Source organism: Enterobacter sp. JBIWA008, from assembly GCF_019968765.1.
Taxonomy (GTDB): domain Bacteria; phylum Pseudomonadota; class Gammaproteobacteria; order Enterobacterales; family Enterobacteriaceae; genus Enterobacter.
Genome location: NZ_CP074149.1, coordinates 4359268 through 4384772, shown reverse-complemented (window position 1 = coordinate 4384772; position 25505 = coordinate 4359268). Strand labels below are relative to the sequence as shown.

Genomic DNA, 25505 nt, shown 5'->3' with positions numbered 1-25505 from the left:
ATGGAAACCTATGCTGTTTTTGGTAATCCGATTGCGCACAGCAAGTCACCGCTGATCCATCAGCAATTTGCGAAGCAGCTGCAGATAAATCATCCCTATGGCCGCGTACTGGCACCGGTGGATGCATTTATTCCAACGCTGGAGGCTTTTTTCGCCGCGGGCGGTAAAGGCGCTAATGTGACGGTTCCTTTTAAAGAAGAAGCCTTCGAACGTGCGAATGAGCTTACTGAGCGCGCTTCACTGGCTGGTGCAGTCAATACCCTAAAACGGCTTGAGGATGGACGCCTTTTGGGTGACAACACCGACGGAATTGGTTTACTTAGCGATCTGGAACGACTGTCGTTTATTAAGCCCGGATTCAGGATCCTGCTGATTGGTGCGGGTGGCGCATCGCGGGGAGTTCTGTTGCCTCTGCTTTCTCTGGACTGTGCGGTGACCATAACCAACAGAACCTTTTCCCGCGCAGAAGCGCTGGCGGCGTTGTTTGCGCATACCGGCAGCGTGAGCGCGGCAGCGCTTGACGATCTTGACGATCGTGAGTTCGATCTTGTCATCAATGCCACGTCCAGCGGCATCAATGGCGAGATCCCGGCAATTCCCGCTTCTCTGGTCAGCGCGCATATGTACTTCTATGACATGTTTTATCAGAAAGGGAAGACGCCTTTCCTTAACTGGTGTGAACAACACGGCGCGAAACATTTAGCCGATGGACTGGGAATGCTGGTGGGTCAGGCCGCGCATGCGGTGCTGCTCTGGCATGGCGTGTTGCCTGCGGTCGAACCTGTCATTGAAAAGTTAAAGCAGGAGCTTTCGGCGTGAACCAGGCTATTCATTTCCCGGACAGAGAGAACTGGGATGAGAGTAAACAAGCGGTCAGTTTTCCGGTGCTGGTGCAGGGTATGCAACTTACCTGTGCCATTCATGGAGAAACGCTGTTGCATCGTTTTGGCGGTTCAGACCCGATAGCGGTATTTTGCGAAAATCGCTGGGATCTGGAAGAGGAAGCCAGCGATTTAATCCGCGAACAGCAGGAAGACGATCAGGGCTGGGTTTGGTTGTCCTGTTCCAAATAGTCATTCTTCCAGTTAACGTAGTTGTTCGCAGAGTATTTTAACCCTTCGAGCTCTGCCTCCTTCAGGGGGCGGATCTGTTTTACCGGGCTTCCCAGATAGAGATAGCCACTCTCCAGCCGTTTGTTCTGCGGGACCAGGCTACCGGCACCAATCATTACGTCATCTTCTACTATGACGCCATCCAGCAAAATCGACCCCATGCCAACAAGTACGCGATTTCCGACAGTGCAGCCGTGAAGCATCACTTTATGGCCGACGGTAACCTCTTCTCCAATGATGAGGGGATTGCCCTCCGGGTTATAGGAGGATTTGTGTGTGACATGCAGAACGCTACCGTCCTGAATATTGGTACGTGCACCAATCGACACATAGTTAACATCTCCCCTGATGGCGACGAGCGGCCAGATGCTGACGTCATCGGCCATTCGGACATCACCAATCACCACGCTGCTGGCATCGATCATCACGCGATCGCCTTTTTTGGGGAACAGATCTTTATAAGGACGTAATACTGCGGGCATATCTACCTCTAACAATGAGCGCTATACAGAAGACTTTGATCATATTAATGGATCGAGGCAAGGCAAAATACGTCAATATTTAAGCAGATCGGGCGGGATTTCAGCGAAAAGCGCGGAAAATCAGCAGTCGAAAAAAAAGATCTAAAAAATACTTGTGCTAAAAAATGGGATCCCTATAATGCGCCTCCATCGACACGGCGGATGTGAATCACTTCACACAACAAGCGGTTCGGTTGAAGAGAAAAAATCCTGAAATAACGGGTTGACTCTGAAAGAGGAAAGCGTAATATACGCCACCTCGCAACGGTGAGCGAAAGCCGCGTTGCACTGCTCTTTAACAATTTATCAGACAATCTGTGTGGGCACTCAAAGTGACATGGATTCTTAACGTCGCAAGACGAAAAATGAATACCAAGTCTCTGAGTGAACATGCGTAATTCATTACGAAGTTTAATTCACGAGCATCAAACTTAAATTGAAGAGTTTGATCATGGCTCAGATTGAACGCTGGCGGCAGGCCTAACACATGCAAGTCGAGCGGTAACACAGGGAGCTTGCTCCCGGGTGACGAGCGGCGGACGGGTGAGTAATGTCTGGGAAACTGCCTGATGGAGGGGGATAACTACTGGAAACGGTAGCTAATACCGCATAACGTCGCAAGACCAAAGAGGGGGACCTTCGGGCCTCTTGCCATCAGATGTGCCCAGATGGGATTAGCTAGTAGGTGGGGTAACGGCTCACCTAGGCGACGATCCCTAGCTGGTCTGAGAGGATGACCAGCCACACTGGAACTGAGACACGGTCCAGACTCCTACGGGAGGCAGCAGTGGGGAATATTGCACAATGGGCGCAAGCCTGATGCAGCCATGCCGCGTGTATGAAGAAGGCCTTCGGGTTGTAAAGTACTTTCAGCGGGGAGGAAGGTGCTGAGGTTAATAACCTCAGCAATTGACGTTACCCGCAGAAGAAGCACCGGCTAACTCCGTGCCAGCAGCCGCGGTAATACGGAGGGTGCAAGCGTTAATCGGAATTACTGGGCGTAAAGCGCACGCAGGCGGTCTGTCAAGTCGGATGTGAAATCCCCGGGCTCAACCTGGGAACTGCATTCGAAACTGGCAGGCTAGAGTCTTGTAGAGGGGGGTAGAATTCCAGGTGTAGCGGTGAAATGCGTAGAGATCTGGAGGAATACCGGTGGCGAAGGCGGCCCCCTGGACAAAGACTGACGCTCAGGTGCGAAAGCGTGGGGAGCAAACAGGATTAGATACCCTGGTAGTCCACGCCGTAAACGATGTCGACTTGGAGGTTGTGCCCTTGAGGCGTGGCTTCCGGAGCTAACGCGTTAAGTCGACCGCCTGGGGAGTACGGCCGCAAGGTTAAAACTCAAATGAATTGACGGGGGCCCGCACAAGCGGTGGAGCATGTGGTTTAATTCGATGCAACGCGAAGAACCTTACCTACTCTTGACATCCAGAGAACTTTCCAGAGATGGATTGGTGCCTTCGGGAACTCTGAGACAGGTGCTGCATGGCTGTCGTCAGCTCGTGTTGTGAAATGTTGGGTTAAGTCCCGCAACGAGCGCAACCCTTATCCTTTGTTGCCAGCGGTTAGGCCGGGAACTCAAAGGAGACTGCCAGTGATAAACTGGAGGAAGGTGGGGATGACGTCAAGTCATCATGGCCCTTACGAGTAGGGCTACACACGTGCTACAATGGCGCATACAAAGAGAAGCGACCTCGCGAGAGCAAGCGGACCTCATAAAGTGCGTCGTAGTCCGGATTGGAGTCTGCAACTCGACTCCATGAAGTCGGAATCGCTAGTAATCGTAGATCAGAATGCTACGGTGAATACGTTCCCGGGCCTTGTACACACCGCCCGTCACACCATGGGAGTGGGTTGCAAAAGAAGTAGGTAGCTTAACCTTCGGGAGGGCGCTTACCACTTTGTGATTCATGACTGGGGTGAAGTCGTAACAAGGTAACCGTAGGGGAACCTGCGGTTGGATCACCTCCTTACCTTAAAGAACCTGCCTTTGTAGTGCTCACACAGATTGTCTGATGAAAAGTAAATAGCAAGGCGTCTTGCGATTGAGACTTCAGTGTCCCCTTCGTCTAGAGGCCCAGGACACCGCCCTTTCACGGCGGTAACAGGGGTTCGAATCCCCTAGGGGACGCCACTTGCTGGTTCGTGAGTGAAAGTCACCTGCCTCATATCTCAAAACTGACTTGCGAGTCATGTTTGAGATATTTGCTCTTTAAAAATCTGGATCAAGCTGAAAATTGAAACGACACACATGTTATGTGTGTTCGAGTCTCTCAAATTTTCGCAAGTCGATGATGAATCGAAAGAAACATCTTCGGGTTGTGAGGTTAAGCGACTAAGCGTACACGGTGGATGCCCTGGCAGTCAGAGGCGATGAAGGACGTGCTAATCTGCGAAAAGCGCCGGCGAGGTGATATGAACCTTTGACCCGGCGATGTCCGAATGGGGAAACCCAGTGCAATTCGTTGCACTATCGTTAACTGAATACATAGGTTAACGAGGCGAACCGGGGGAACTGAAACATCTAAGTACCCCGAGGAAAAGAAATCAACCGAGATTCCCCCAGTAGCGGCGAGCGAACGGGGAGCAGCCCAGAGTCTGAATCAGCTTGTGTGTTAGTGGAAGCGTCTGGAAAGTCGCACGGTACAGGGTGACAGTCCCGTACACGAAAGCACACAGGTTGTGAACTCGAAGAGTAGGGCGGGACACGTGGTATCCTGTCTGAATATGGGGGGACCATCCTCCAAGGCTAAATACTCCTGACTGACCGATAGTGAACCAGTACCGTGAGGGAAAGGCGAAAAGAACCCCGGCGAGGGGAGTGAAAAAGAACCTGAAACCGTGTACGTACAAGCAGTGGGAGCACCTTTGTGGTGTGACTGCGTACCTTTTGTATAATGGGTCAGCGACTTATATTCTGTAGCAAGGTTAACCGTATAGGGGAGCCGAAGGGAAACCGAGTCTTAACTGGGCGTTAAGTTGCAGGGTATAGACCCGAAACCCGGTGATCTAGCCATGGGCAGGTTGAAGGTTGGGTAACACTAACTGGAGGACCGAACCGACTAATGTTGAAAAATTAGCGGATGACTTGTGGCTGGGGGTGAAAGGCCAATCAAACCGGGAGATAGCTGGTTCTCCCCGAAAGCTATTTAGGTAGCGCCTCGTGAACTCATCTTCGGGGGTAGAGCACTGTTTCGGCTAGGGGGCCATCCCGGCTTACCAACCCGATGCAAACTACGAATACCGAAGAATGTTATCACGGGAGACACACGGCGGGTGCTAACGTCCGTCGTGAAGAGGGAAACAACCCAGACCGCCAGCTAAGGTCCCAAAGTCATGGTTAAGTGGGAAACGATGTGGGAAGGCACAGACAGCCAGGATGTTGGCTTAGAAGCAGCCATCATTTAAAGAAAGCGTAATAGCTCACTGGTCGAGTCGGCCTGCGCGGAAGATGTAACGGGGCTAAACCATGCACCGAAGCTGCGGCAGCGACGCTTATGCGTTGTTGGGTAGGGGAGCGTTCTGTAAGCCGTTGAAGGTGTGCTGTGAGGCATGCTGGAGGTATCAGAAGTGCGAATGCTGACATAAGTAACGATAAAGCGGGTGAAAAGCCCGCTCGCCGGAAGACCAAGGGTTCCTGTCCAACGTTAATCGGGGCAGGGTGAGTCGACCCCTAAGGCGAGGCCGAAAGGCGTAGTCGATGGGAAACAGGTTAATATTCCTGTACTTGGTGTTACTGCGAAGGGGGGACGGAGAAGGCTATGTTAGCCGGGCGACGGTTGTCCCGGTTTAAGCATGTAGGCGGAACGATTAGGTAAATCCGGTCGTTTATTAACGCTGAGGTGTGATGACGAGGCACTACGGTGCTGAAGTAACAAATGCCCTGCTTCCAGGAAAAGCCTCTAAGCATCAGGTAACACGAAATCGTACCCCAAACCGACACAGGTGGTCAGGTAGAGAATACCAAGGCGCTTGAGAGAACTCGGGTGAAGGAACTAGGCAAAATGGTGCCGTAACTTCGGGAGAAGGCACGCTGATATGTAGGTGAAGCCCCTGCGGGTGGAGCTGAAATCAGTCGAAGATACCAGCTGGCTGCAACTGTTTATTAAAAACACAGCACTGTGCAAACACGAAAGTGGACGTATACGGTGTGACGCCTGCCCGGTGCCGGAAGGTTAATTGATGGGGTTAGCGGCAACGCGAAGCTCTTGATCGAAGCCCCGGTAAACGGCGGCCGTAACTATAACGGTCCTAAGGTAGCGAAATTCCTTGTCGGGTAAGTTCCGACCTGCACGAATGGCGTAATGATGGCCAGGCTGTCTCCACCCGAGACTCAGTGAAATTGAACTCGCTGTGAAGATGCAGTGTACCCGCGGCAAGACGGAAAGACCCCGTGAACCTTTACTATAGCTTGACACTGAACACTGGTCCTTGATGTGTAGGATAGGTGGGAGGCTTTGAAGCGTGGACGCCAGTCTGCGTGGAGCCATCCTTGAAATACCACCCTTTAATGGCTGGTGTTCTAACGTAGACCCGTGATCCGGGTTGCGGACAGTGTCTGGTGGGTAGTTTGACTGGGGCGGTCTCCTCCCAAAGAGTAACGGAGGAGCACGAAGGTTAGCTAATCCTGGTCGGACATCAGGAGGTTAGTGCAATGGCATAAGCTAGCTTGACTGCGAGAGTGACGGCTCGAGCAGGTGCGAAAGCAGGTCATAGTGATCCGGTGGTTCTGAATGGAAGGGCCATCGCTCAACGGATAAAAGGTACTCCGGGGATAACAGGCTGATACCGCCCAAGAGTTCATATCGACGGCGGTGTTTGGCACCTCGATGTCGGCTCATCACATCCTGGGGCTGAAGTAGGTCCCAAGGGTATGGCTGTTCGCCATTTAAAGTGGTACGCGAGCTGGGTTTAGAACGTCGTGAGACAGTTCGGTCCCTATCTGCCGTGGGCGCTGGAGAATTGAGGGGGGCTGCTCCTAGTACGAGAGGACCGGAGTGGACGCATCACTGGTGTTCGGGTTGTCATGCCAATGGCACTGCCCGGTAGCTAAATGCGGAAAAGATAAGTGCTGAAAGCATCTAAGCACGAAACTTGCCCCGAGATGAGTTCTCCCTGACTCCCTGAGAGTCCTGAAGGAACGTTGAAGACTACGACGTTGATAGGTCGGGTGTGTAAGCGCAGCGATGCGTTGAGCTAACCGATACTAATGAACCGTGAGGCTTAACCTTACAACGCCGAAGGTGTTTTGGCGGTGAGAGAGACACGATTTTCAGCCTGATACAGATTAACAGAATTTGCCTGGCGGCTTTAGCGCGGTGGTCCCACCTGACCCCATGCCGAACTCAGAAGTGAAACGCCGTAGCGCCGATGGTAGTGTGGGGTCTCCCCATGCGAGAGTAGGGAACTGCCAGGCATCAAATTTAGCGTGCTGATATGGCTCAGTTGGTAGAGCGCACCCTTGGTAAGGGTGAGGTCCCCAGTTCGACTCTGGGTATCAGCACCACTTTATACTTAGGTTAAAGTTCGGCAAGAAGTAAAAGAATTTGTCTGGCGGCTTTAGCGCGGTGGTCCCACCTGACCCCATGCCGAACTCAGAAGTGAAACGCCGTAGCGCCGATGGTAGTGTGGGGTCTCCCCATGTGAGAGTAGGGAACTGCCAGACATCAATTAAGTAGAAAGGCCATCCGCAAGGATGGCCTTTTTGCGTTTATGCGCAGAAAAAACGGTAGGCCGGGTAAGGCGAAGCCGCTACCCGGCAGAGCAAACGACTAATGAATCACCTGCGACAGGAATGCTCGCGTGCGTTCTGACTTCGGATGCGCAAAGAACTCATCCGGCGGTGCCTGCTCAACAATCTCCCCGCGGTCCATAAAGATCACCCGGTCGGCCACGGTTCGCGCAAACCCCATCTCATGCGTCACACACAGCATGGTCATGCCGGATTGAGCCAGCCCAATCATGGTGTCCAGAACCTCTTTCACCATTTCCGGATCGAGGGCAGATGTCGGTTCATCAAAAAGCATAATTTTGGGTTTCATACACAGCGAACGGGCGATAGCTACACGCTGCTGTTGGCCACCCGATATCTGGCCAGGGAATTTATTGGCATGCTCTGCGATACGTACGCGCTCCAGGTAGTGCATTGCCAACGCCTCAGCTTCCTTTTTCGGCATCTTTCGTACCCAAATCGGGGCAAGCGTACAGTTCTGCAGAACGGTCAGGTGCGGAAACAGATTAAAGTGCTGAAAGACCATTCCCACTTCCTGACGTACGCGTTCGATATTGCGGATATCTTCATTCAGCTCGATACCATCAACCACAATGCGTCCTTGCTGGTGCTCTTCAAGATGATTAATACAGCGAATGGTTGTGGATTTCCCGGAGCCAGAAGGGCCGCAAAGGACGATGCGTTCTCCCTGCTTTACCTTGAGATTAATGTCCCTCAGGACATGAAATTGTCCGTACCATTTATTCACATTTTCCAGCGTAATCATCGCGTCGGCGGGTGTCATAGTTATTTGGCTCATAATTTCCTCAGTGCGGCGTACGCCCGGTGTTAAAGCGCTTTTCCAGATGCTGGCTGTAGCGCGACATGCTAAAACAAAAGATCCAGTAGATCAGGGCAGCAAAGACATATCCTTCGGTGGACATACCCAGCCAGACAGGGTCAACGGTTGCCTGTTGCACGCTGCTAAAGAGATCGAACAATCCAATGATGATTACCAGGCTGGTATCCTTGAAGAGGGCAATGATCGTGTTGACCAGACCCGGGATGACCAGCTTGAGTGCTTGTGGAAGAATGACCAGCCCCTGCGTTTTCCAGTAACCGAGCGCCAGTGATTCTGCCGCTTCGTACTGGCCTTTAGGCAACGCCTGCAGACCACCGCGCACAACTTCAGCGACATAGGCGGACTGGAAGAGAATGACCCCGACCAGGGCACGGATCAGTTTGTCGATCGTTGTACCTTCTGCCATAAATAGCGGCAGCATGACCGACGACATAAAGAGAACGGTAATAAGCGGCACGCCGCGCCAGAACTCAATGAAGATAACGGAGAGCACGCGTACGATCGGCATTTTTGAACGCCGCCCCAGGGCCAGTAAAATCCCCCACGGTAGAGCGCCGGCTATCCCCACTGAAGCGATGATCAACGTCAGCGTCAGCCCGCCCCATTGACGTGTTTCCACGCGTTCCAGCCCAAGGAAACCGCCATATAACAGCGTCCAGACAATAATCGGATAAACCACCGCCCAGACGGCAATATAGCGTCCACGGTGAGGCAGCTTTTTCCAGAACATGGCCGCGACAGAGAGCAGACCGATAATCAGCGCCAGATTAATCCGCCAGCGCTGTTCGTGGGGATACAACCCATACATGAACTGACCGAAACGTTCATGAATAAACACCCAGCAGGCGCCGGCTTTTGTACAGTCAGCTCGGGTTGAACCGACCCAGTTGGCCTGTAAAAACGCCCAGTTCAGCAGGGGAGGAATCAATTCCCACATGAGCCACAGGCAGACAATCGTCAGCAGGCTGTTACTCCAGCTAGAGAACAGATTCTTACGCGCCCAGATAATGAAACGTCCACCTGTCGAGTTGGCAGGGCGCGAGGAGTGCGACAGTATCGCTTTTGTCATCATAGATCCTTAGCGCTCGACCAGTGCTATACGACGGTTATAAAGGTTCATCAGCAATGAAATCACCAGGCTGATGATCAGATAGACAGACATCGTGATGGCGATGGTTTCAATGGCTTGTCCGGTCTGGTTAAGCACGGTTCCGGCGAAGAGTGACACCATATCCGGATAACCAATGGCAGCGGCCAGCGACGAGTTTTTGACAATATTGAGATACTGGCTTGTCAGAGGTGGAATGATCACCCGTAAAGCCTGAGGAATGATGACCTGACGAAGCGTCACGGTATGGGGTAATCCCAGCGAGCGTGCCGCCTCGTGCTGCCCATAAGGAACGGCCTGGATCCCTGCACGGATAATCTCTGCGATAAACGCGGACGTATAAATCGACAGCGCCAGCGTCAGGGCTGCCAGCTCGGGAATTAATACCATCCCACCCTGAAAGTTAAAGCCACGCAGATGTGGAATATCCCAGTGCAAAGCGGCCCCAAACAGCCAGTGTGCGATTAGCGGAAGGCTAACGATCAGGGCAACTGCCGTGGGCCAGGTTCTACGAAGCTGACCGGTTTTGATCTGATGCTTGCGGTTAAAACGGAATACTCCAGCAGAGAGAGCAAGCGCTATCACAATCGCACCAATGAAAGCATACAGTCCTTCACCCGGCTGAGGAGAAGGAATGGACAACCCTCGGTTACTGAGGAAAAACAGCTCAAACGCGTCGACGGCCTGACGGGGACCGGGAAGGTTACGCAGTACGGCGAAATACCAGAAGAAGATCTGCAGGAGCGGGGGGATATTGCGGAACGTCTCGATATAAACAGTCGACAGTTTCCGCAAGAGCCAGTTTTCAGAAAGACGCGCCAGGCCAATAAAGAAGCCCAGTATCGACGCGAAGACGATACAAAGCGCCGATACCAACAGCGTATTCAGTAAACCGACCACGAACACGCGTCCGTAGGTGTCACCTTCCTGGTAATCAATAAGGTGCTGAACAATGCCAAACCCCGCGCTGCGATCCAAAAACGCAAAACCGGAGGTAATGCCACGATTATTTAGGTTGGTGATGGTGTTATGGATGAGATACACGGCGATAAGAACAACCGCAACAATAGCAATAATCTGGAATAGCCAGGCGCGGACCGCGGGATGAGAAAAGGATAGCGATCCTTTTACGGCTGAGCGGCGATGGGACATAAAGAAACCTCAGTAACCATGACTCTGGAGTGGGCACTGCCGGAGCAGTGCCCGTTACAGCTATGACTTAACGTACTGGTGGTGCGTACTGAATACCGCCGTTGTTCCAGAGATTGTTCTGGCCGCGTTTGATCTTCAGTGGGCTTTCCGATCCCACGTTGCGCTCAAAGATCTCAGAGTAGTTGCCCACCTGTTTGATGATGTTGTAAGCCCACTTGTTATCCAGCTTCAGATCCTTGCCGAAATCACCTTCTTTACCGAGCAGGTGTGCCATATCCGGGGTGGATGGCTTAGCGGCTTTCTCATCGACGTTTTTAGAGTTGATGCCCATCTCTTCTGCGTTCAGCATGGCAAACAGCGTCCAGCGAACAATGGAGAACCAGTCTTCATCACCACGACGAACGACGGGGCCGAGAGGTTCTTTGGAGATTACTTCAGGCAGGACAATCCACTCTGTCGGGTTGCTCAGCTTAATACGTAAGGCATACAGCTGTGACTGGTCAGAGGCCAGCGTGTCGCAACGGCCGGATTCCAGCGCTTTGGCCGATTCATCCGAACGGTCGAATGTCACTGGGGTATATTTCATGTTGTTTGCTTTGAAATAATCCGCGACGTTCAGCTCGGTATCGGTGCCCGCCTGGATACAAACGGTGGCGCCATCCAGTTCCTTAGCGCTTTTCAGGCCAGCTTTATTGTGGGTCAGGAACCCGATACCGTCATAATAGGTTACGCCCGTAAATGACATCCCCATGCCTGCATCACGGGAGGAGGTCCAGGTGGTATTACGGGAGAGCATGTCAACCTCACCGGACTGAAGTGCTGTGAAGCGTTCTTTCGCCGTCAGCGGGGTATATTTTACTTTGCTGTCATCGCCAAAAACGGCGGCGGCAACGCCACGGCAGACATCCACATCAATACCGGTAAATTTGCCGTTCGCATCGGCATAAGAGAAGCCAGGCAAACCGTCACTGATACCGCATTGAACAAAACCTTTCTTTTTAACGGCATCCAGTGTCGTTCCCGCATGGGCTTGACCGGCTACGGCAAACATCATGCCTGCAGCGGCCAGGCTGGCTATCATCGTCTTTTTCATAATGCATCCTGTGTGGCGAAATTTATCGTTATAGAGGCGTTTTTAAACGCTTTACCTGTCTGTGGCTTTGGCCAACGTTTATAAAGCAAACGTAATGCCAGTTTTGCGTTCGACAAAATAAGAGACGAGTGAACGCTTAATGCTGAGTGTAGACAGGCTTAAATAAAACGAACGCCCCGAAACGGTGCGAAATTACAACCTGTGCCACAAATCGGAGCAAAAGTTTCGAGTCGCGTCAGGAAAAAGAAGAGATAGTTTCCAGCGTGAATATTGGCAGGGTATTCAATAATATTAATGTGTGAAAATCATCACAATAGAACAGGTAATTTAAATGAGTATACGAAAAAGATGTGACTGGCATCAGCCTGAAAAGAACGGCGCGAATAAATTCGGGGCTATTTTTTTACTTATTTGAAAATATTGCACTCATTAAAAGCAAAAGCGCAGCCAGAGCCGCGCTTTCTCAACAGCTGTTACTTCGTCAGGGCAACAATACCCAGCGTCAAACCCGCCACTGCGGCAGCACCGCCGGCGATAGCACCCGCAGTTTCCCAGTTATCCTGGGTGGTGCCTTTCATACAGGTATTGGTATGAACCAGTCGGCCCTGGTCGTCGTAAACCGGTACACATGGAGAGTCGTGCGCGCAACCAGCAAGCAGCGCAGCGAGTAGTGCAACGGGAATGAATCTTTTCATGATGTTACCTCAGTATTATTTCTCATCCGCCATAAAGCCAGGAGGGCTATTAACGAACTGGAGGTTATTTTACCACCCAGGTAAGTCCTCGTTACACGAGGAATAATCTCAAATTATGTAGTTTGTAAAATTTGTGGAGAAAAGTCGGTTTCAGGAGGAATTAATTAAGACATTATGAAGATGCAAGAGACTGTTTTTACTTAATGCAAATCATCATATTTTTAACACTGCCTTTATGTAAAGCCTAATTTATTGTTTATGTTAAAAATAAAAAAGGCACCAGAGGTGCCTTTTCAGGGAAACATTACTCTTTATGATTAGTAAACCGTCGCCGAACAACCACAAAGAAGACGGGCACGAAGAAAATCGCCAGAAGCGTTGCGGAAAGCATTCCCCCCATAACGCCCGTACCGACGGCGTTTTGCGCGCCGCTCCCGGCCCCGGAGCTGATCACCAGCGGCATGACGCCAAGGATAAAGGCCAGGGAAGTCATCAGGATCGGTCGAAGGCGCATCCTGGATGCTTCCAGCGTGGCTTCAATAATGCCTTTGCCTTCTTTATCCATCAGGTCTTTAGCAAATTCGACGATCAGGATGGCGTTTTTCGCCGATAAACCAATCGTCGTCAGCAGGCCGACCTGGAAATAGACGTCATTATTTAACCCGCGCAGCGACGCTGCGAGAAGAGCCCCAATGACCCCCAGCGGCACAACCAGCATGACGGAGAACGGAATGGACCAGCTTTCATACAGCGCTGCCAGACACAGGAACACCACGATCAGTGAAATGGCGTACAGGGCAGGCGCCTGGTTACCCGAGAGCCGCTCCTGATAAGACATTCCCGTCCAGTCATAGCCGATGCCGGAAGGCAGTTTTGCCGCGAGACTTTCCATCATAACCATGGCCTCACCGGTACTTTTACCCGGGGCTGATTCACCCAGGATCTCCATAGAGGGCATCCCGTTATAGCGCTCCAGGCGAGGTGAACCATAGACCCAGTGAGCGGTGCTAAAGGCTGAGAACGGAACCATTTCCCCATTCGCACTGCGCACGTAAAGGCTGTTAATATCTCCTGGCAACATACGGAATTTTGCGTCGGCCTGTACGTAGACCTTTTTCACTCGTCCATGATCGATAAAGTCGTTCACATAGGTGCTACCTAAGGCCGTCGAAATCGTCTGGTTGACGTCAGAAAGACTGACGCCCAGCGCCTGTGCTTTCTCCTGATCGACATCCAGCTTGAACTGTGGCGTATCTTCAAGGCCGTTAGGACGCACGTTAACCAGCAGGTCAGGGTGCTCTTTCACCATGTTAAGTAGTTGGTTACGCGCCTGCGTCAGCTGGGTATGCCCCATGTTAGCCTGATCGATCAATTCAAAGTCGAAGCCCGTGGCGGTACCCAGCTCAAGAATTGCAGGCAGGTTAAACGGAAACACAAGGCCATCTTTAATATGACTGAAGGCTTTCGTCGCGCGACCCACAATGGCTTCGACGCCATTTTCCGACCCCTGGCGCTCCTCCCAGGGCTTCAGGCTGACAAATGCAATACCGGAGTTCTGACCCTGGCCGCTAAAGCTAAAGCCGTTTACGGTAAAGACGGATTCAACGTTCGCCTTCTCTTTGTTTAGATAGTAGTCCTGAACCTGGTCGAGGACCTGCTGAGTACGCGTCTGGGTAGCACCTGCCGGGAGTTGGACCATCGTCATAAACACCCCCTGATCCTCTTCGGGCAGGAAGGAGGTGGGCAAACGCAAGAAGAGCACCGCCATCCCACCAACAATAATGACGTACACCACCAGATAGCGGCCTGTCTTACGCAAAATACCGCTCACGCTGTTGCTGTAGTGCTCTACGCTTTTATCAAAGAGCGCATTAAACCAGCCGAAGAAGCCACCTTTTTTCTCATGATGGTCTACGGGCTTAAGCAACGTTGCGCAGAGTGCAGGCGTCAGGATGAGCGCAACCAGTACGGACAACGCCATCGCGGAAACGATAGTTAGCGAGAACTGGCGATAGATCGCCCCCGTCGAGCCGCCAAAAAAGGCCATCGGGATAAAGACCGCCGAGAGAACCATAGCGATCCCCACCAGTGCGCCCTGGATCTGCTCCATCGACTTCTGCGTGGCCTCTTTCGGCGGCAGCTTGTCCTCGACCATGACACGTTCAACGTTCTCTACGACCACGATAGCGTCATCAACCAGCAGACCTATCGCCAGCACCATGCCGAACATCGTCAGGGTATTGATGGAGAAACCAAATGCCGCCAGAACCGCGAAGGTACCCAGCAGAACGACCGGCACCGCGATTGTTGGGATGAGGGTCGCGCGCAGGTTTTGCAGGAACAGGTACATGACCAGGAAGACGAGAATGATCGCTTCAAACAGGGTCTTCACCACTTCGTGAATGGAGATTTTTACAAAAGGCGTGGTGTCATAGGGGTAGACAACTTTCAGCCCCTGTGGGAAGAACTGCTGCAGTTGCGCCAGCTTGCTCTTAATGGCTGCTGCGGTGTCCAGCGCATTTGCCCCGGTTGCCAGCTTAATCCCTAGGCCGGTTGCCGCCTGCCCGTTGATTTTAGTGACCATGTTGTAGTTTTCGCCACCCAGCTCAATACGAGCCACGTCCTTCAGATAAACCATCGAGCCGTCCTGGTTCACCTTAAGCGTCACGCGGCCAAACTCCTCCGGTGATTTCAGGCGGGTTTGCGCGATGATTGAGGCATTCAGCTGTTGTCCTGGAATGGACGGCGTTCCGCCCAGCTGGCCTGCCGCTATCTGATCGTTCTGCGTTTTCAGCTGGTTGATAATATCCAGCGGCGTCAGCTGGTATTTGTTCATCGCGTTGCTGTCGAGCCAGATGCGCATCGCATACTGAGCGCCAAACAGCTGAACGTCACCGACACCAGACGTTCGGCTGATGGCATCTTTGACGTTTGAGGCGACATAGTCAGAGATGTCATCCTGCGTGAGACTTTTGTTGTCTGAAACAAAACCGGCGACAAGCAGGAAGCTACTGCTGGATTTCTCCACGGCAATCCCTTGCTGCTGAACCTCTTGCGGCAGCAGCGGCATGGCGAGCTGCAGCTTGTTCTGTACCTGCACCTGGGCTATGTCCGGGTCGGTTCCTGACTCGAAGGTCAGTGTGATGGTGACGTTACCCGCTGAATCGCTGGTGGATGACATATACATCAGGTTATCGATACCGTTCATATTCTGTTCGATAACCTGGGTCACGGTGTCCTGCACCGTTTGAGCATCCGCTCCCGGGTAGGTCGCGGAAATCGCCACGGCGGGAGGGGCAATGGTTGGATACTGTGCTACGGGGAGTTTGAGAATGGCCAGCCCGCCTGCAATCATCAAAATGATGGCAAGTACCCAGGCGAAAACCGGTCTCTGAATAAAGAAATTAGCCATGTCGTCGTCCCTTAACCGGTTGGAGTCGTGGTGGTATCCGGCGTGGCGACGACGGTTACCCCTGGTCCGACTTTCTGTAGCCCGCTGACAATCACGCGGTCACCGTTTTTCAGCCCTTCCGTCACCAGCCAGCGATCGCCAATTGCCTGAGGGGCTACGACGGTTCTCGACTCAACCTGGTTTTTATCGTTCACCACCAGAACGGTTGCATCGCCTCGCGGTGTACGGGTCACGCCTTGCTGTGGAACCAGAATCGCGTCCGGCTGGGTGCCTTCATCAATACGGGCGCGAACAAACATGCCGGGTAATAACAGATGCTGAGGGTTCGGGAAAATGGCGCGCAGGGTAATCGAGCCGGTGCTTTCATCGACCGTTACGTCAGAGAACTGCAATGTGCCTTTCAGCGGATAGGGCTGTCCGTTCTCCATCAGCAGTTCAACGCTGCTGGCGGTATCGCCTTTTTGCAGGCTGGTCTGTTTCAGGCGCATAAAATCATTACTGGACTGGGTGACATCGACATAAATCGGATCGAGCTGTTGGACCGTTGCCAGTGCTGCGGCTTGCCCGTTCGTCACCAGCGCCCCTTCGGTCACGCTGGATTTCCCGATGCGGCCATCAACAGGAGAGGTCACTTTGGTGTAGGCAAGATTGATACGTGCGCTTTCAACGCCGGCTTTTGCAGCAACAACGCTGGCATCTGCCTGCTGAGCCGTCGCCACGGCCTGGTCATACTCCTGCTTACTGACATATTGGGTGCCTACCAGCGGGAGATAGCGTTTCACGGTCAGGTGCGCAATATTGGCCGCTGCCTGAGCCTTCGCCAGCTCGCCTTTCGCGCTGTCATAGGCTGCCTGATAGGTCGCAGGATCAATCTGGTACAGTGATTCACCTGCTTTTACATCGCTACCTTCCGCGAAGTTGCGGCGCAGGATGATGCCGCTAACCTGAGGACGAACCTCCGCAACGCGAAATGCATCTGTTCTGCCCGGCAGTTCAGTGGTGACAGCCAGAGGCGCGCTTTTCACAATATGCACGCTGACCTGAGGCGCCTGCTGGTGTTGTTGATTTTCCTGACCATCGCATCCAGTAAGCAGTACCGCGCAGACAATGAAACCGGATAAGGGCAAACGTCTGAAATGATTCGTCATTACTGTTCCTTTAAATACCCATTAACCGATATATACCGCGAATCGGTGGTGGGGTAGAGGGATAAAAATAAAATGTGGCTGCATATAATAATGAGTATGTTTAATCTTTTTTAATTTATAAGTGCGAATGACCATGCTTGTAGAAAAATCAGAATCAAACCATGTCCATTCAGAGATATACTTCATGTATATTAATCAGGTAAGTAAACTTAATGCTTCTTATTATTCATCGTGTCAATTTAATTGATTTGATATATTTGTATTAATTATGGATTAATGGCGGTGACTTTTTTTGTGCAAAATTAAAACGGGTTTTAGTGAATACTTACATTTGTATGAAAGCGATATTACCTTTAAACCTTTTGAGTCACGAGTAGTTGCCTATGGCGCGTAAAAAGAAAGAAGAAGCTCAACAAACTCGGCAGAAACTGATTGAGGCAGCTATCGGACAGTTTGCGACGCGTGGCGTAGCCAGCACGACACTGACGGATATCGCTGATGCTGCTAAAGTGACGCGCGGTGCGATCTACTGGCACTTCACCAGTAAATCTGAAATATTTAATGCCATCTGGGAACAGCAATTACCCCTTCGCGACATGATTCGCGACAGGCTTTCCCTTTCCGATAGTGACGATCCCTTGTTAAAACTTCGTGAGCAATTTATTACTGCGCTGCAGTATATTGCCCATGACCCCCGGCAATGTGCGCTTTTACAAATTTTGTATCATAAGTGTGAATTTAGCAGTGATATGATTTCAGAGCGTGAAATCAGAAAGCGTATTGGATTCAATGATGACACGCTACGTGCCACGCTGGAGACCTGTATTTCGCGGAATATCATTTCGCCAGAGGTGAGTGTTGATCTTACCTTGATTGTATTCCACGGTTTTTTTAGCGGAATAATTAAAAACTGGTTAATGAATAACGACAGTTTTAATCTTTATCAGCAGGCTCCCGCCCTGGTCGATAGCATACTGGCGACACTTCCTGTCATTCGCATGTCGCCTGATGAGGGGGCTTACAGCTCAGCGCCAGGTAACATTTCCCCTCGGGCACAGAGTGCTTCTATGGTCTGCGCGCTGGCGGGTTTACCTAACAGATAACCCTGAAGGGTGTTACAGCCCAGCTCGGTTAAAAAGGCTTGCTGTGCTTCGGTTTCCACTCCTTCAGCCACGACCTTCAGGTTAAGTGTTTTAGCGAGGGCCACAATTGCGGAGACAATAGTGGCATCATCGCTTTTGCCACTGAGCTCTTTCACAAACGCCCTGTCTATTTTCAATTCACAGGCCGGTAAACGCTTGAGATACAGCAGGCTCGAATATCCGGTGCCAAAATCATCAATAGAGGCCTTCACGCCCGCATCCGTCAGCTCTGTCAGTACCCGAACGCTCTCATCAGGGTTGCTCATTGCCGTGGTCTCCGTCACTTCGAGGATCAACATTTCCGGTGGAACATGGTGAAGTGCCAGGCAGTCGAGAACCGTTTTAACCAGCGAGGGTTGTTCAAACTGCAGTGTCGACAGGTTTACCGCCATTGACCAGCTTTGATGCCCCTGAAGATGCCATTTCCGCAGTTGGCGACAAGCTTCATTAATCACCCAGTTGCCAATCGGGACGATCAGCCCCGTTTTTTCTGCCAGCGGCAGGAAAAGGTCGGGAGTCAGTAGCCCCTGCTTAGGATGCTGCCAGCGCAATAACGCCTCGAATCCAAGGACAGGACCCGCGGGGGCGTGAAATTTTGGCTGATAAAGTAGGCACAGCTCATTGCGATCGATCGCCATCCACAGATCGTTCATTAACTGGAGATGGGTCTGCGCCAGGGTGTTCATGGAGGGCTGAAAAAAGTGGTAACCGTTACGGCCCATGTGCTTCGTGTGATACATCGCCGCGTCGGCGTTAAACATCAGCTCACGCTCGGTTTTGCCGTCGTGAGGATACAGCGCGATACCAATGCTGAGGGTTACCATCAGTTCATAGGGGCTGAGATTGAACGGACTATCGATCGCGCGCACCAGCGAATTCGCCAGCGATGCCGCGTCGTCCGGACCTTCTCCCTCTGCCAGCAGAACAAACTCATCACCGCCGATACGTGCAAGGGTGAACTGGCCTTTCAGGAGCAGCAGCAGACGCTGCGTAACGGCGACCAGCAGCCTGTCACCGACATCATGGCCGTAGGCATCATTGATGGCTTTAAAGCCGTCAAGATCCATGAACATCAGGGCAAAATGGGTTCTTTCACGATCGGCTTTGCTGATGGCCTGATCGAGTCTGTCTTCCAGCAGGATACGGTTGGGGAGACGCGTCAGGGTATCGTGCAGCGCCAGTTGAGCGAGTTCCCGGTTAGCTTCTGCCAGCGAAGAGGCCAGAAGGGCAGTACGTGCCTGAAGGCGGGCATCCAGCATCGACACCAGCAGGGTGATCCCAAGAATAGAGAGCGCGACGACGCTGACCAGCACCGCCAGCCAGCTCCCGTCAATCCCCTCATGATGAACCATTGTGGACATTGGAAACTGGGCCGCTTTCATCCCGGCATAGTGCATACCGGCAATGGCAATTCCCATCGTGATGGCGGCACCCATGCGCATCAGCACGACCTGCGCGGCTTCGCGACGCAGGCGGAAGGTCAGCCATAATGCCGCGAGCGAAGCGGCAAGCGCAATCGCGACCGAAATGGCCACCCAGACCTTGTCCCAGATAATCCCGGGCATCACTTCCAGCGCTGCCATGCCGGTGTAATGCATAGCAACAATACCGCTGCCCATCACCAGCGCGCCGGGCAGCAGTCGGCGCAGACGTAATTGCTCGCAGCTAACGAGCCATAGCGCAAACAGCGACGATCCCACGGCGATGACCATGGATAATACCGTCAGGGTGGCGTTGTAGCTCATGCTCATGGAGAGGTCCATCGCCAGCATGCCGATAAAATGCATGGCCCACACGCCAATGCCCATTGCAATACCACCGCCAGCCAGCCAGGCGCGGGCAGCACCGCCCTCACTCCCGGCGACGCGTGCAGCCATGTTCAGCGCGGTATACGCAGCAAGGATAGCTACAACAAAGGAGAGGACGACAAGGATATGGTTGTATTGGCTGACCAGCATGGACGGTTCTACTCGAGTGTGGGGTTACGCTAGAGCGGTTGTGAAGGGCGAGACATTATCACCGCCGGGTAATGGCTCAAAGGGATTTAAATCCCCGTTTTTAGTGGGTAATAACGGGGTGGTTTGCGCAATCGGGCGTTTAGTCAAGCTCTGCGCAGTTCACGAGTTTCAGCGGATTAACGGAGTTCATATTGCGACACTTATCGGTTTCGGTGCTCATCAGTTCAATCCACTGCATCAGGAGTGCATCGAAAATGAGAACGGAGATTGCAAAAACAACCAGCCACCAGTATTTACGAATCATTGTGTCATTCCGCGAGAAGAGCGCCAGTAAGGTGGTGGAAATATACACGAAAAACCGTGGTTGAAAAGCGGGAGAAGCGAAGGTTTACAATGCGTTGACGGAGAGCGCAGGTCATAAAAAAGGCGCTTCCCCATGCCGAAGAGCGCCTTTTTAAACAAGCATTTAACTGATTAGTATCAGTTCATGCCGTATTTTTTCAGTTTCTTACGCAGAGTACCACGGTTGATACCCATCATCAGCGCAGCGCGGGTTTGGTTACCGCGGGTGTATTGCATCACCATGTCCAACAGTGGCTGTTCAACTTCAGCCAGTACCAGCTCATACAGGTCATTAACATCCTGACCGTTCAGTTGAGCAAAATAGTTCTTCAGTGCCTGTTTAACCGAGTCACGCAGGGGCTTTTGAGTTACCTGGTCCTGAGAGTTAACGGTAGAAACGGTCAGTACGTCAGAATTTACGCGTTGTTCGAACATAGTTCTGTCAGCTCTTTATTTCATTACGCAAGATTTTCGAAGTATGCCTCCAACGCCTCCAGCTGTACGCTGGCATCCTCTATGGCGTTGAATGTGCGCCGAAACTGGTCATCTGGAGCGTGCTCCTGGAGATACCAGGAGACGTGTTTACGCGCAATTCGGTACCCTTTTGCCTGACCGTAGTGGTCATGCAGTTCCCGAACATGCGAACAAAGCAAGCGCTTAACCTCTGCCAGAGGCAGCGGGGCAAGCAGCTCCCCAGTGTCCAGATAATGCTGGATTTCCCGGAAGATCCAGGGTCTTCCCTGAGCTGCACGTCCTATCATCAGAGCATCAGCTCCCGTATAGTCGAGTACAGCCCTGGCTTTAAGCGGGTCAGTTATGTCGCCATTCGCGATAATCGGAATGGAAACTTTCTGCTTAACTGCCCGAATGCTGTCGTATTCAGCTTCACCGTTGAACAAACAGGCGCGAGTGCGTCCATGGATGGTCAGGGCCTGAATGCCACAGTCTTCGGCCAGTTGGGCAATCTCTACACAGTTACGGTGTTCCGGCGACCAACCCGTGCGAATCTTCAACGTAACAGGAACGTCCACCGCGCTGACAACCGCCGTCAGGATAGCTTTCACCTGGTCGGGGTATTGCAGAAGGGCTGAACCTGCAAGCTTGCGATTCACCTTTTTGGCCGGGCACCCCATATTGATATCAATAATCTGGGCACCACTTTCCACGTTAATCCGCGCGGCATCTGCCATCTCTTCAGGCACGCTTCCGGCAATTTGCACGGTGCGAATACCTGGTTCATCAACGTGCACCATCCGAAGGCGGGATTTATCGCTTTCCCAAACCTGCGGGTTAGACGACATCATCTCGGATACGGTTAAACCGGCTCCCATCTCATAGCACAGCGTCCTGAACGGCCGGTCTGTAATACCTGCCATAGGGGCTGCGATCAGGCGATTTCTAAGCTGGTGGTGTCCGATGCGCATGAGTTAAGAAATGACCATACTGTGACTGCAAGGCGGCGTATATTACGCATTTTTTGCACGAGATGAAAGGCCAAACTTTGAACAATCCACTGTTGTAGATCAAGGAATCGCCGCCCCATCTTTCCGTTAAAAATTATTCATTATTTAAATCATTAAGTTATATGATAATGGTTATTTTATGGGCGCTTACAATTTCCCGTAACTTCTCATCATTTCTGAATAAATGCTTCGCTGAAGCGGGATAATCTGCTGTTTTTAGCAGCAGATTTTCCTACTTCTTTGCGATCTGCGTCGCATTTTAGAACATGATCATCATGCAAAAAATGCGTGTTACTCGACCACAACACGCCCATGCAGCGACTGTATCGGACGGTTATTATCGTGGTGCATGGTATGGGTGAATTTATCGAGCTGTTGTGCAGAAACCGTCATGGGGTGCTTAAGTACAATCCATATGACGCCTTCTGAGCACGGTGGGGTGGTCAGTGAACCGCTAAAGCGCCAGTACGTTTTATCTTTCGGCAGTAGTGTGTTCAGGTTGAGATTATCTTTGATGGAGACGTTCTGCTCGGCCAGCTGAGGCATAACGCTCCACAGTTTTTCAAGCTCCGGGTTTGCGGCCCCTTTATCAAACATGACCGCCACCACCGTCAGTTCTCCACTGGCATTTTTATGAACCAGATGCATTTCCATCGCGTATTTCTTGCCATGCACGGTGTTTTCGCTCGGCGCGTGGAAATGGAACTGTTGTAACGTCCAGGTTTGCTTATCCAGAGTAAGGGTATCGCGGGTGTTAGCCGGTTCATTGGCCTGAATGGTATGGCCGTTGTTTGTCAGCGTCACGGGGCCGTCAATATAGTGCGTTTGTAGCGGGGAGAGATGGGCTTGGATGGTCGAATCAATATTAATGGGAGACTGGTTCAGGCCGTTTTGACAGGTCTTGTACGCCTCGTCCAGTTCGCCCCAGTGTTCCGGTGAACTATTTCCTTCGTAGCCCCAGTGTGATGCGAATGCTGAAGCCGAGATCATGCTCAGCGTCAGCAGCGCTGCCTTGCCTGTAATGTGTTTCATCATATTCTTCCGGTGAATTTTTGTAATACAAATCAGCATGATTTGTAGGGTTATCTTACCGAAGAATGACCGGGGGAGAGAAAATTATCGGAGGAGAAAGGCGTGGTCAGATGACCACGCCAGATTCTTATTTTTTACGGCCGGTGATGCGGCACCACTCTTCTTTTTCCACCACCGGATCGAGATCAAAGAGATCGGCATAGGCTTCACACACGCTGTCAGCCTGGCTTGCCAGGATGCCGGAAAGCCCCAGCAGACCGCCCTCAACGGGTAGCACGCTGATTAACGGGGCAAGCTCGCGCAGCGGGCCCGCCAGAATGTTTGCGACCACCACATCGGCTTTCATGGCTTCTGGCTGCGCATCCGGCAGATACAGCTCCAGACGATCGGAGACGCCGTTGCGTTCTGCATTATCGCGGCTGGCCTGAATCGCCTGCGGATCGATATCGATCCCGATGGCTTTTGCCGCACCCAGCTTCAGGGCGGCAATCGCGAGGATCCCGGATCCGCAGCCGAAGTCGATCACTGTCTTACCATCCAGATCCAGGCCATCCAGCCACTGAAGGCACAGGGATGTGGTTGGGTGAGTCCCGGTACCAAACGCCAGGCCCGGGTCGAGCATCACGTTGACGGCGTTCTCATCAGGAACCTCTCGCCAGCTTGGGCAGATCCACAGACGTTTGCCGAACTGCATCGGGTGGAAGTTATCCATCCACTCGCGTTCCCAGTCTTTGTCTTCCAGCTGTTCGATTTTGTGTGCAAAACCCGCGCCCAGCAAAGGATGATTCTCCAGAATCGCGACAACCTCTTTCATGTCGGTTTCGGCATCAAACAGGCCAATAACGTCGGTATCACCCCACAGACGGGTTTCTCCCGGCAGCGGCTCAAAAACCGGCGTGTCATGCGTGTCCTGGAAGGTGATTGAAACCGAACCGGCCTCCATCAGCGCATCGCTCAGTTCCTCGGCGTTAGCGCCGGTTGTGTTCAGTTTTAGTTGGATCCACGGCATGGCAAAACTCTTTATTTATCAGTAGAAATCATAGCGGGTTGTGGGACGGGCTGACCGAAACGGTTCCCCACCACAAACGCCAGTAAACTCAGCAGTAACGAAGGCACAATTGGATGGAAGCCCAGGTACTGAATCTTAAACGTTGCGAGGACGGCATAAAGCACGCCGCCGACAATCATAGCGCTCAGCGCACCGGCGGCATTCGCGCGCTCCCAGTAAAGCCCTAACACCAGCGGCCACAGGAATACCGCTTCAAGCCCACCAAATGCCAGCAGGTTCAGCCAGATGATCATCTCCGGTGGGCGCCACGCGGCTAACAGCAGCAATGCTCCTAACGCCAGAGTAATAACGGCCGACATGCGCTTCAGACGCCGTTCATTCTCTGCCTGCTCAGGACGCAGGTTCAGATAGAGATCTTTAATGATCGTAGCGGAACTTTGCAGCAGCTGAGCGTTGATTGTCGACATAATGGCGGCCATCGGTGCGGCGAGAAAGATCCCGGCGGCAAATGGCGGCAGCACTTTAACCATCAGGGTTGGGATAACCAGATCGGGTACGGTAAGGTCAGGAATAACTGCCCGACCTAACGCGCCCGCCAGGTGCATACCAAACATCAGGATTGCGACAACGATAGTGCCGATAATGATACCTCTGTGCACGGCTTTGCTGTCTTTGTAAGAGATACAGCGCACGGCGGTATGCGGCAGGCCAATCACCCCAAAGCACACCAACACCCAGAACGAGGTCATAAAGGTTGGCGAAAGGATGTCATCCGCGCCCTGCGGAGAGACCAGTTTCGGGTCGATGGCTTCCAGTGTTTCGACGGCGTGGCTCAGGCCACCAGCAGCATGCACAATGCCCACCAGCAGAACAAGGGTGCCAACAAGCATCACCAATCCCTGCATCGTATCGTTCAGCACGCTGGCGCGGAATCCGCCAAACGCGGTATACAGCGCAATGCTGACTCCGAAGATGATCAAGCCTGTCTCGTAGGGGATCCCGGCCGCCGTTTCCAGCAGGCGTGCCCCGCCGATAAATTGCACCGTCATTGCGCCAATAAAGGCCACCAGCAGGCTTAAGCTGGCCAGCCACACCAGTAAACGGCTCTGATAGCGGGCAAACAGCATATCGTTGAGCGTCACGGCATTGTAACGGCGCGCCAGAATGGCAAATTTTTTACCCAGTATGCCCAGCGAGAGCCAGACGGCTGGAAGCTGGATCATCGCCAGCAGCACCCAGCCTAACCCGTATTTATAGGCTGCACCGGGCCCGCCGATAAACGAACTGGCGCTGATGTAGGTCGCGGTCAGCGTCATGGCCAGCACGACGCCGCCCATCGAGCGGCTACCAAGAAAATATTCGTTCAGGAAGGTGCCCGTCGTTCTTTTACGCATGGCGTAAACGGATAAACCAAACACCACTAACAAGTAAGCGATAAGCGGCAGAATGACTTCAAGCTGCATCATCGTCCTCCAGCGGGATATCGCGATAAATGAATTTCACCATTGCCCAGCACAGCAGGATGAAGACCAGCGGGACCAGCAGACACGCCATTTCGAACCAGTGCGGCAGGCCGGTGATGCCAATAGCGGAGTCAGGTAAGTAAGCAGTTACCAACCATGCTGCGAGATAGAGAAGGGTCAGCCACAGCGCCCAGCGCGCTTCTTTATGGGCCTGAACAAATCGTTTGTCCATTTTTTGTCCCTTGTGGATGAAGAAAGCGGGGATTGTACATGATGAGGCTTT

At 52.4% G+C, this 25505-nt stretch carries 19 protein-coding genes, 2 tRNA genes and 4 rRNA genes; 9 read left to right on the top strand and 16 right to left on the bottom strand.

The window, feature by feature from the left end:
* Positions 1-819 (top strand): shikimate dehydrogenase, encoded by an 819-nt coding sequence (gene aroE, locus KGP24_RS21245; protein WP_223561719.1) that lies wholly within the window; start codon positions 1-3, stop codon positions 817-819.
* On the top strand, positions 816-1073 hold the full coding sequence (locus KGP24_RS21240; RefSeq protein ID WP_223561718.1) for a DUF1488 domain-containing protein: 258 nt from the start codon (positions 816-818) through the stop codon (positions 1071-1073). Before aroE ends, KGP24_RS21240 begins: the two co-directional genes overlap by 4 nt.
* Here KGP24_RS21240 and KGP24_RS21235 read toward each other — a convergent pair.
* Positions 1040-1594 carry a gamma carbonic anhydrase family protein gene (locus KGP24_RS21235; protein WP_223561717.1) on the bottom strand — a complete coding sequence of 185 codons (555 nt, stop codon included), beginning with the start codon at positions 1592-1594 and terminating at the stop codon, positions 1040-1042. The genes KGP24_RS21240 and KGP24_RS21235 overlap by 34 nt on opposite strands.
* 472 nt (positions 1595-2066) lie before the next feature.
* Between KGP24_RS21235 and KGP24_RS21230 the strand changes: the two genes are divergently transcribed.
* The 6 genes from KGP24_RS21230 to rrf (KGP24_RS21205) all read left to right on the top strand — a co-directional run bounded on the left by KGP24_RS21230 (position 2067) and on the right by rrf (KGP24_RS21205) (position 7298).
* A 16S ribosomal RNA gene (locus tag KGP24_RS21230) occupies positions 2067-3606 on the top strand.
* 85 nt (positions 3607-3691) lie between these two features.
* A tRNA-Glu gene (locus KGP24_RS21225) sits at positions 3692-3767 on the top strand.
* A 191-nt stretch (positions 3768-3958) separates the two neighbouring features.
* Positions 3959-6864: ribosomal RNA gene (locus KGP24_RS21220) — 23S ribosomal RNA — on the top strand.
* A 69-nt stretch (positions 6865-6933) separates the two neighbouring features.
* A 5S ribosomal RNA gene (gene rrf, locus KGP24_RS21215) occupies positions 6934-7049 on the top strand.
* 14 nt (positions 7050-7063) lie between these two features.
* Positions 7064-7139 (top strand) — tRNA-Thr (locus tag KGP24_RS21210).
* Positions 7140-7182: 43 nt separating this feature from the next.
* Positions 7183-7298, top strand: a 5S ribosomal RNA gene (gene rrf / locus KGP24_RS21205).
* The 16S, 23S and 5S rRNA genes sit together here with 2 tRNA genes alongside, the layout of an rRNA operon.
* A 106-nt stretch (positions 7299-7404) precedes the next feature.
* On the opposite strand, the gene KGP24_RS21200 is transcribed toward rrf (KGP24_RS21205), so the two are convergent.
* The 7 genes from KGP24_RS21200 to KGP24_RS21170 form a co-directional block, all read right to left on the bottom strand.
* Entirely contained in the window at positions 7405-8163 is a 759-nt protein-coding gene (locus tag KGP24_RS21200; protein WP_023309440.1) for an amino acid ABC transporter ATP-binding protein, read from the bottom strand.
* 7 nt (positions 8164-8170) lie between these two features.
* Positions 8171-9274 carry an amino acid ABC transporter permease gene (locus KGP24_RS21195; protein ID WP_223563542.1) on the bottom strand — a complete coding sequence of 368 codons (1104 nt, stop codon included), beginning with the start codon at positions 9272-9274 and terminating at the stop codon, positions 8171-8173.
* Between the two features lie 9 nt (positions 9275-9283).
* Positions 9284-10465 (bottom strand): amino acid ABC transporter permease, encoded by a 1182-nt coding sequence (locus KGP24_RS21190; RefSeq protein WP_223561716.1) that lies wholly within the window; start codon positions 10463-10465, stop codon positions 9284-9286.
* Between the two features lie 67 nt (positions 10466-10532).
* Positions 10533-11558, bottom strand: coding sequence for an amino acid ABC transporter substrate-binding protein (locus KGP24_RS21185; RefSeq protein WP_223561715.1), 1026 nt, complete (start codon positions 11556-11558; stop codon positions 10533-10535).
* A 473-nt stretch (positions 11559-12031) separates the two neighbouring features.
* The gene (locus tag KGP24_RS21180) at positions 12032-12253 is read right to left on the bottom strand and encodes a lipoprotein (protein WP_223561714.1); all 222 of its coding nucleotides are present in this window, start codon (positions 12251-12253) and stop codon (positions 12032-12034) included.
* A 304-nt stretch (positions 12254-12557) separates the two neighbouring features.
* Positions 12558-15665 carry an efflux RND transporter permease subunit gene (locus KGP24_RS21175; RefSeq protein ID WP_223561713.1) on the bottom strand — a complete coding sequence of 1036 codons (3108 nt, stop codon included), beginning with the start codon at positions 15663-15665 and terminating at the stop codon, positions 12558-12560.
* An 11-nt stretch (positions 15666-15676) separates the two neighbouring features.
* The gene (locus KGP24_RS21170; RefSeq protein WP_194401348.1) at positions 15677-16813 is read right to left on the bottom strand and encodes an efflux RND transporter periplasmic adaptor subunit; all 1137 of its coding nucleotides are present in this window, start codon (positions 16811-16813) and stop codon (positions 15677-15679) included.
* 383 nt (positions 16814-17196) lie between these two features.
* On the opposite strand from KGP24_RS21170, the gene envR reads away from it, so the two are divergent.
* The gene (gene envR, locus KGP24_RS21165; RefSeq protein WP_223561712.1) at positions 17197-17916 is read left to right on the top strand and encodes an acrEF/envCD operon transcriptional regulator; all 720 of its coding nucleotides are present in this window, start codon (positions 17197-17199) and stop codon (positions 17914-17916) included.
* Here envR and KGP24_RS21160 read toward each other — a convergent pair.
* The 8 genes from KGP24_RS21160 to KGP24_RS21125 form a co-directional block, all read right to left on the bottom strand.
* Positions 17832-19913 (bottom strand): bifunctional diguanylate cyclase/phosphodiesterase, encoded by a 2082-nt coding sequence (locus KGP24_RS21160; RefSeq protein ID WP_223561711.1) that lies wholly within the window; start codon positions 19911-19913, stop codon positions 17832-17834. The genes envR and KGP24_RS21160 overlap by 85 nt on opposite strands.
* Before the next feature lie 139 nt (positions 19914-20052).
* The gene (locus KGP24_RS21155; protein WP_223561710.1) at positions 20053-20217 is read right to left on the bottom strand and encodes a DUF2556 family protein; all 165 of its coding nucleotides are present in this window, start codon (positions 20215-20217) and stop codon (positions 20053-20055) included.
* A 176-nt stretch (positions 20218-20393) separates the two neighbouring features.
* Positions 20394-20690, bottom strand: a complete 297-nt coding sequence (fis, locus tag KGP24_RS21150) for a DNA-binding transcriptional regulator Fis (RefSeq protein WP_000462905.1) — start codon at positions 20688-20690, stop codon at positions 20394-20396.
* Positions 20691-20713: 23 nt separating this feature from the next.
* On the bottom strand, positions 20714-21679 hold the full coding sequence (gene dusB / locus KGP24_RS21145) for a tRNA dihydrouridine synthase DusB (protein ID WP_023309409.1): 966 nt from the start codon (positions 21677-21679) through the stop codon (positions 20714-20716).
* 330 nt (positions 21680-22009) lie between these two features.
* Entirely contained in the window at positions 22010-22750 is a 741-nt protein-coding gene (locus KGP24_RS21140; protein ID WP_223563541.1) for a carbonic anhydrase family protein, read from the bottom strand.
* 127 nt (positions 22751-22877) lie between these two features.
* Positions 22878-23759, bottom strand: coding sequence for a 50S ribosomal protein L11 methyltransferase (gene prmA, locus KGP24_RS21135; protein ID WP_223561709.1), 882 nt, complete (start codon positions 23757-23759; stop codon positions 22878-22880).
* Positions 23760-23770: 11 nt separating this feature from the next.
* Positions 23771-25222, bottom strand: a complete 1452-nt coding sequence (gene panF / locus KGP24_RS21130; RefSeq protein ID WP_193807202.1) for a sodium/pantothenate symporter — start codon at positions 25220-25222, stop codon at positions 23771-23773.
* Positions 25212-25454, bottom strand: a complete 243-nt coding sequence (locus KGP24_RS21125; protein ID WP_006178860.1) for a YhdT family protein — start codon at positions 25452-25454, stop codon at positions 25212-25214. The genes panF and KGP24_RS21125 overlap by 11 nt, the downstream gene beginning before the upstream one ends.
* Positions 25455-25505: the final 51 nt, after the last annotated feature.

Coding starts and splice junctions, on each gene's coding strand:
- aroE (WP_223561719.1), top strand. CDS start 1: ATGGAAACCTATGCTGTTTTTGGTAATCCGATTGCGCACAGCAAGTCA.
- KGP24_RS21235 (WP_223561717.1), bottom strand. CDS start 1,594: ATGCCCGCAGTATTACGTCCTTATAAAGATCTGTTCCCCAAAAAAGGC.
- KGP24_RS21200 (WP_023309440.1), bottom strand. CDS start 8,163: ATGAGCCAAATAACTATGACACCCGCCGACGCGATGATTACGCTGGAA.
- KGP24_RS21195 (WP_223563542.1), bottom strand. CDS start 9,274: ATGACAAAAGCGATACTGTCGCACTCCTCGCGCCCTGCCAACTCGACA.
- KGP24_RS21190 (WP_223561716.1), bottom strand. CDS start 10,465: ATGTCCCATCGCCGCTCAGCCGTAAAAGGATCGCTATCCTTTTCTCAT.
- KGP24_RS21185 (WP_223561715.1), bottom strand. CDS start 11,558: ATGAAAAAGACGATGATAGCCAGCCTGGCCGCTGCAGGCATGATGTTT.
- KGP24_RS21180 (WP_223561714.1), bottom strand. CDS start 12,253: ATGAAAAGATTCATTCCCGTTGCACTACTCGCTGCGCTGCTTGCTGGT.
- KGP24_RS21175 (WP_223561713.1), bottom strand. CDS start 15,665: ATGGCTAATTTCTTTATTCAGAGACCGGTTTTCGCCTGGGTACTTGCC.
- KGP24_RS21170 (WP_194401348.1), bottom strand. CDS start 16,813: ATGACGAATCATTTCAGACGTTTGCCCTTATCCGGTTTCATTGTCTGC.
- envR (WP_223561712.1), top strand. CDS start 17,197: ATGGCGCGTAAAAAGAAAGAAGAAGCTCAACAAACTCGGCAGAAACTG.
- KGP24_RS21160 (WP_223561711.1), bottom strand. CDS start 19,913: ATGCTGGTCAGCCAATACAACCATATCCTTGTCGTCCTCTCCTTTGTT.
- KGP24_RS21155 (WP_223561710.1), bottom strand. CDS start 20,217: ATGATTCGTAAATACTGGTGGCTGGTTGTTTTTGCAATCTCCGTTCTC.
- fis (WP_000462905.1), bottom strand. CDS start 20,690: ATGTTCGAACAACGCGTAAATTCTGACGTACTGACCGTTTCTACCGTT.
- dusB (WP_023309409.1), bottom strand. CDS start 21,679: ATGCGCATCGGACACCACCAGCTTAGAAATCGCCTGATCGCAGCCCCT.
- KGP24_RS21140 (WP_223563541.1), bottom strand. CDS start 22,750: ATGAAACACATTACAGGCAAGGCAGCGCTGCTGACGCTGAGCATGATC.
- prmA (WP_223561709.1), bottom strand. CDS start 23,759: ATGCCGTGGATCCAACTAAAACTGAACACAACCGGCGCTAACGCCGAG.
- panF (WP_193807202.1), bottom strand. CDS start 25,222: ATGCAGCTTGAAGTCATTCTGCCGCTTATCGCTTACTTGTTAGTGGTG.
- KGP24_RS21125 (WP_006178860.1), bottom strand. CDS start 25,454: ATGGACAAACGATTTGTTCAGGCCCATAAAGAAGCGCGCTGGGCGCTG.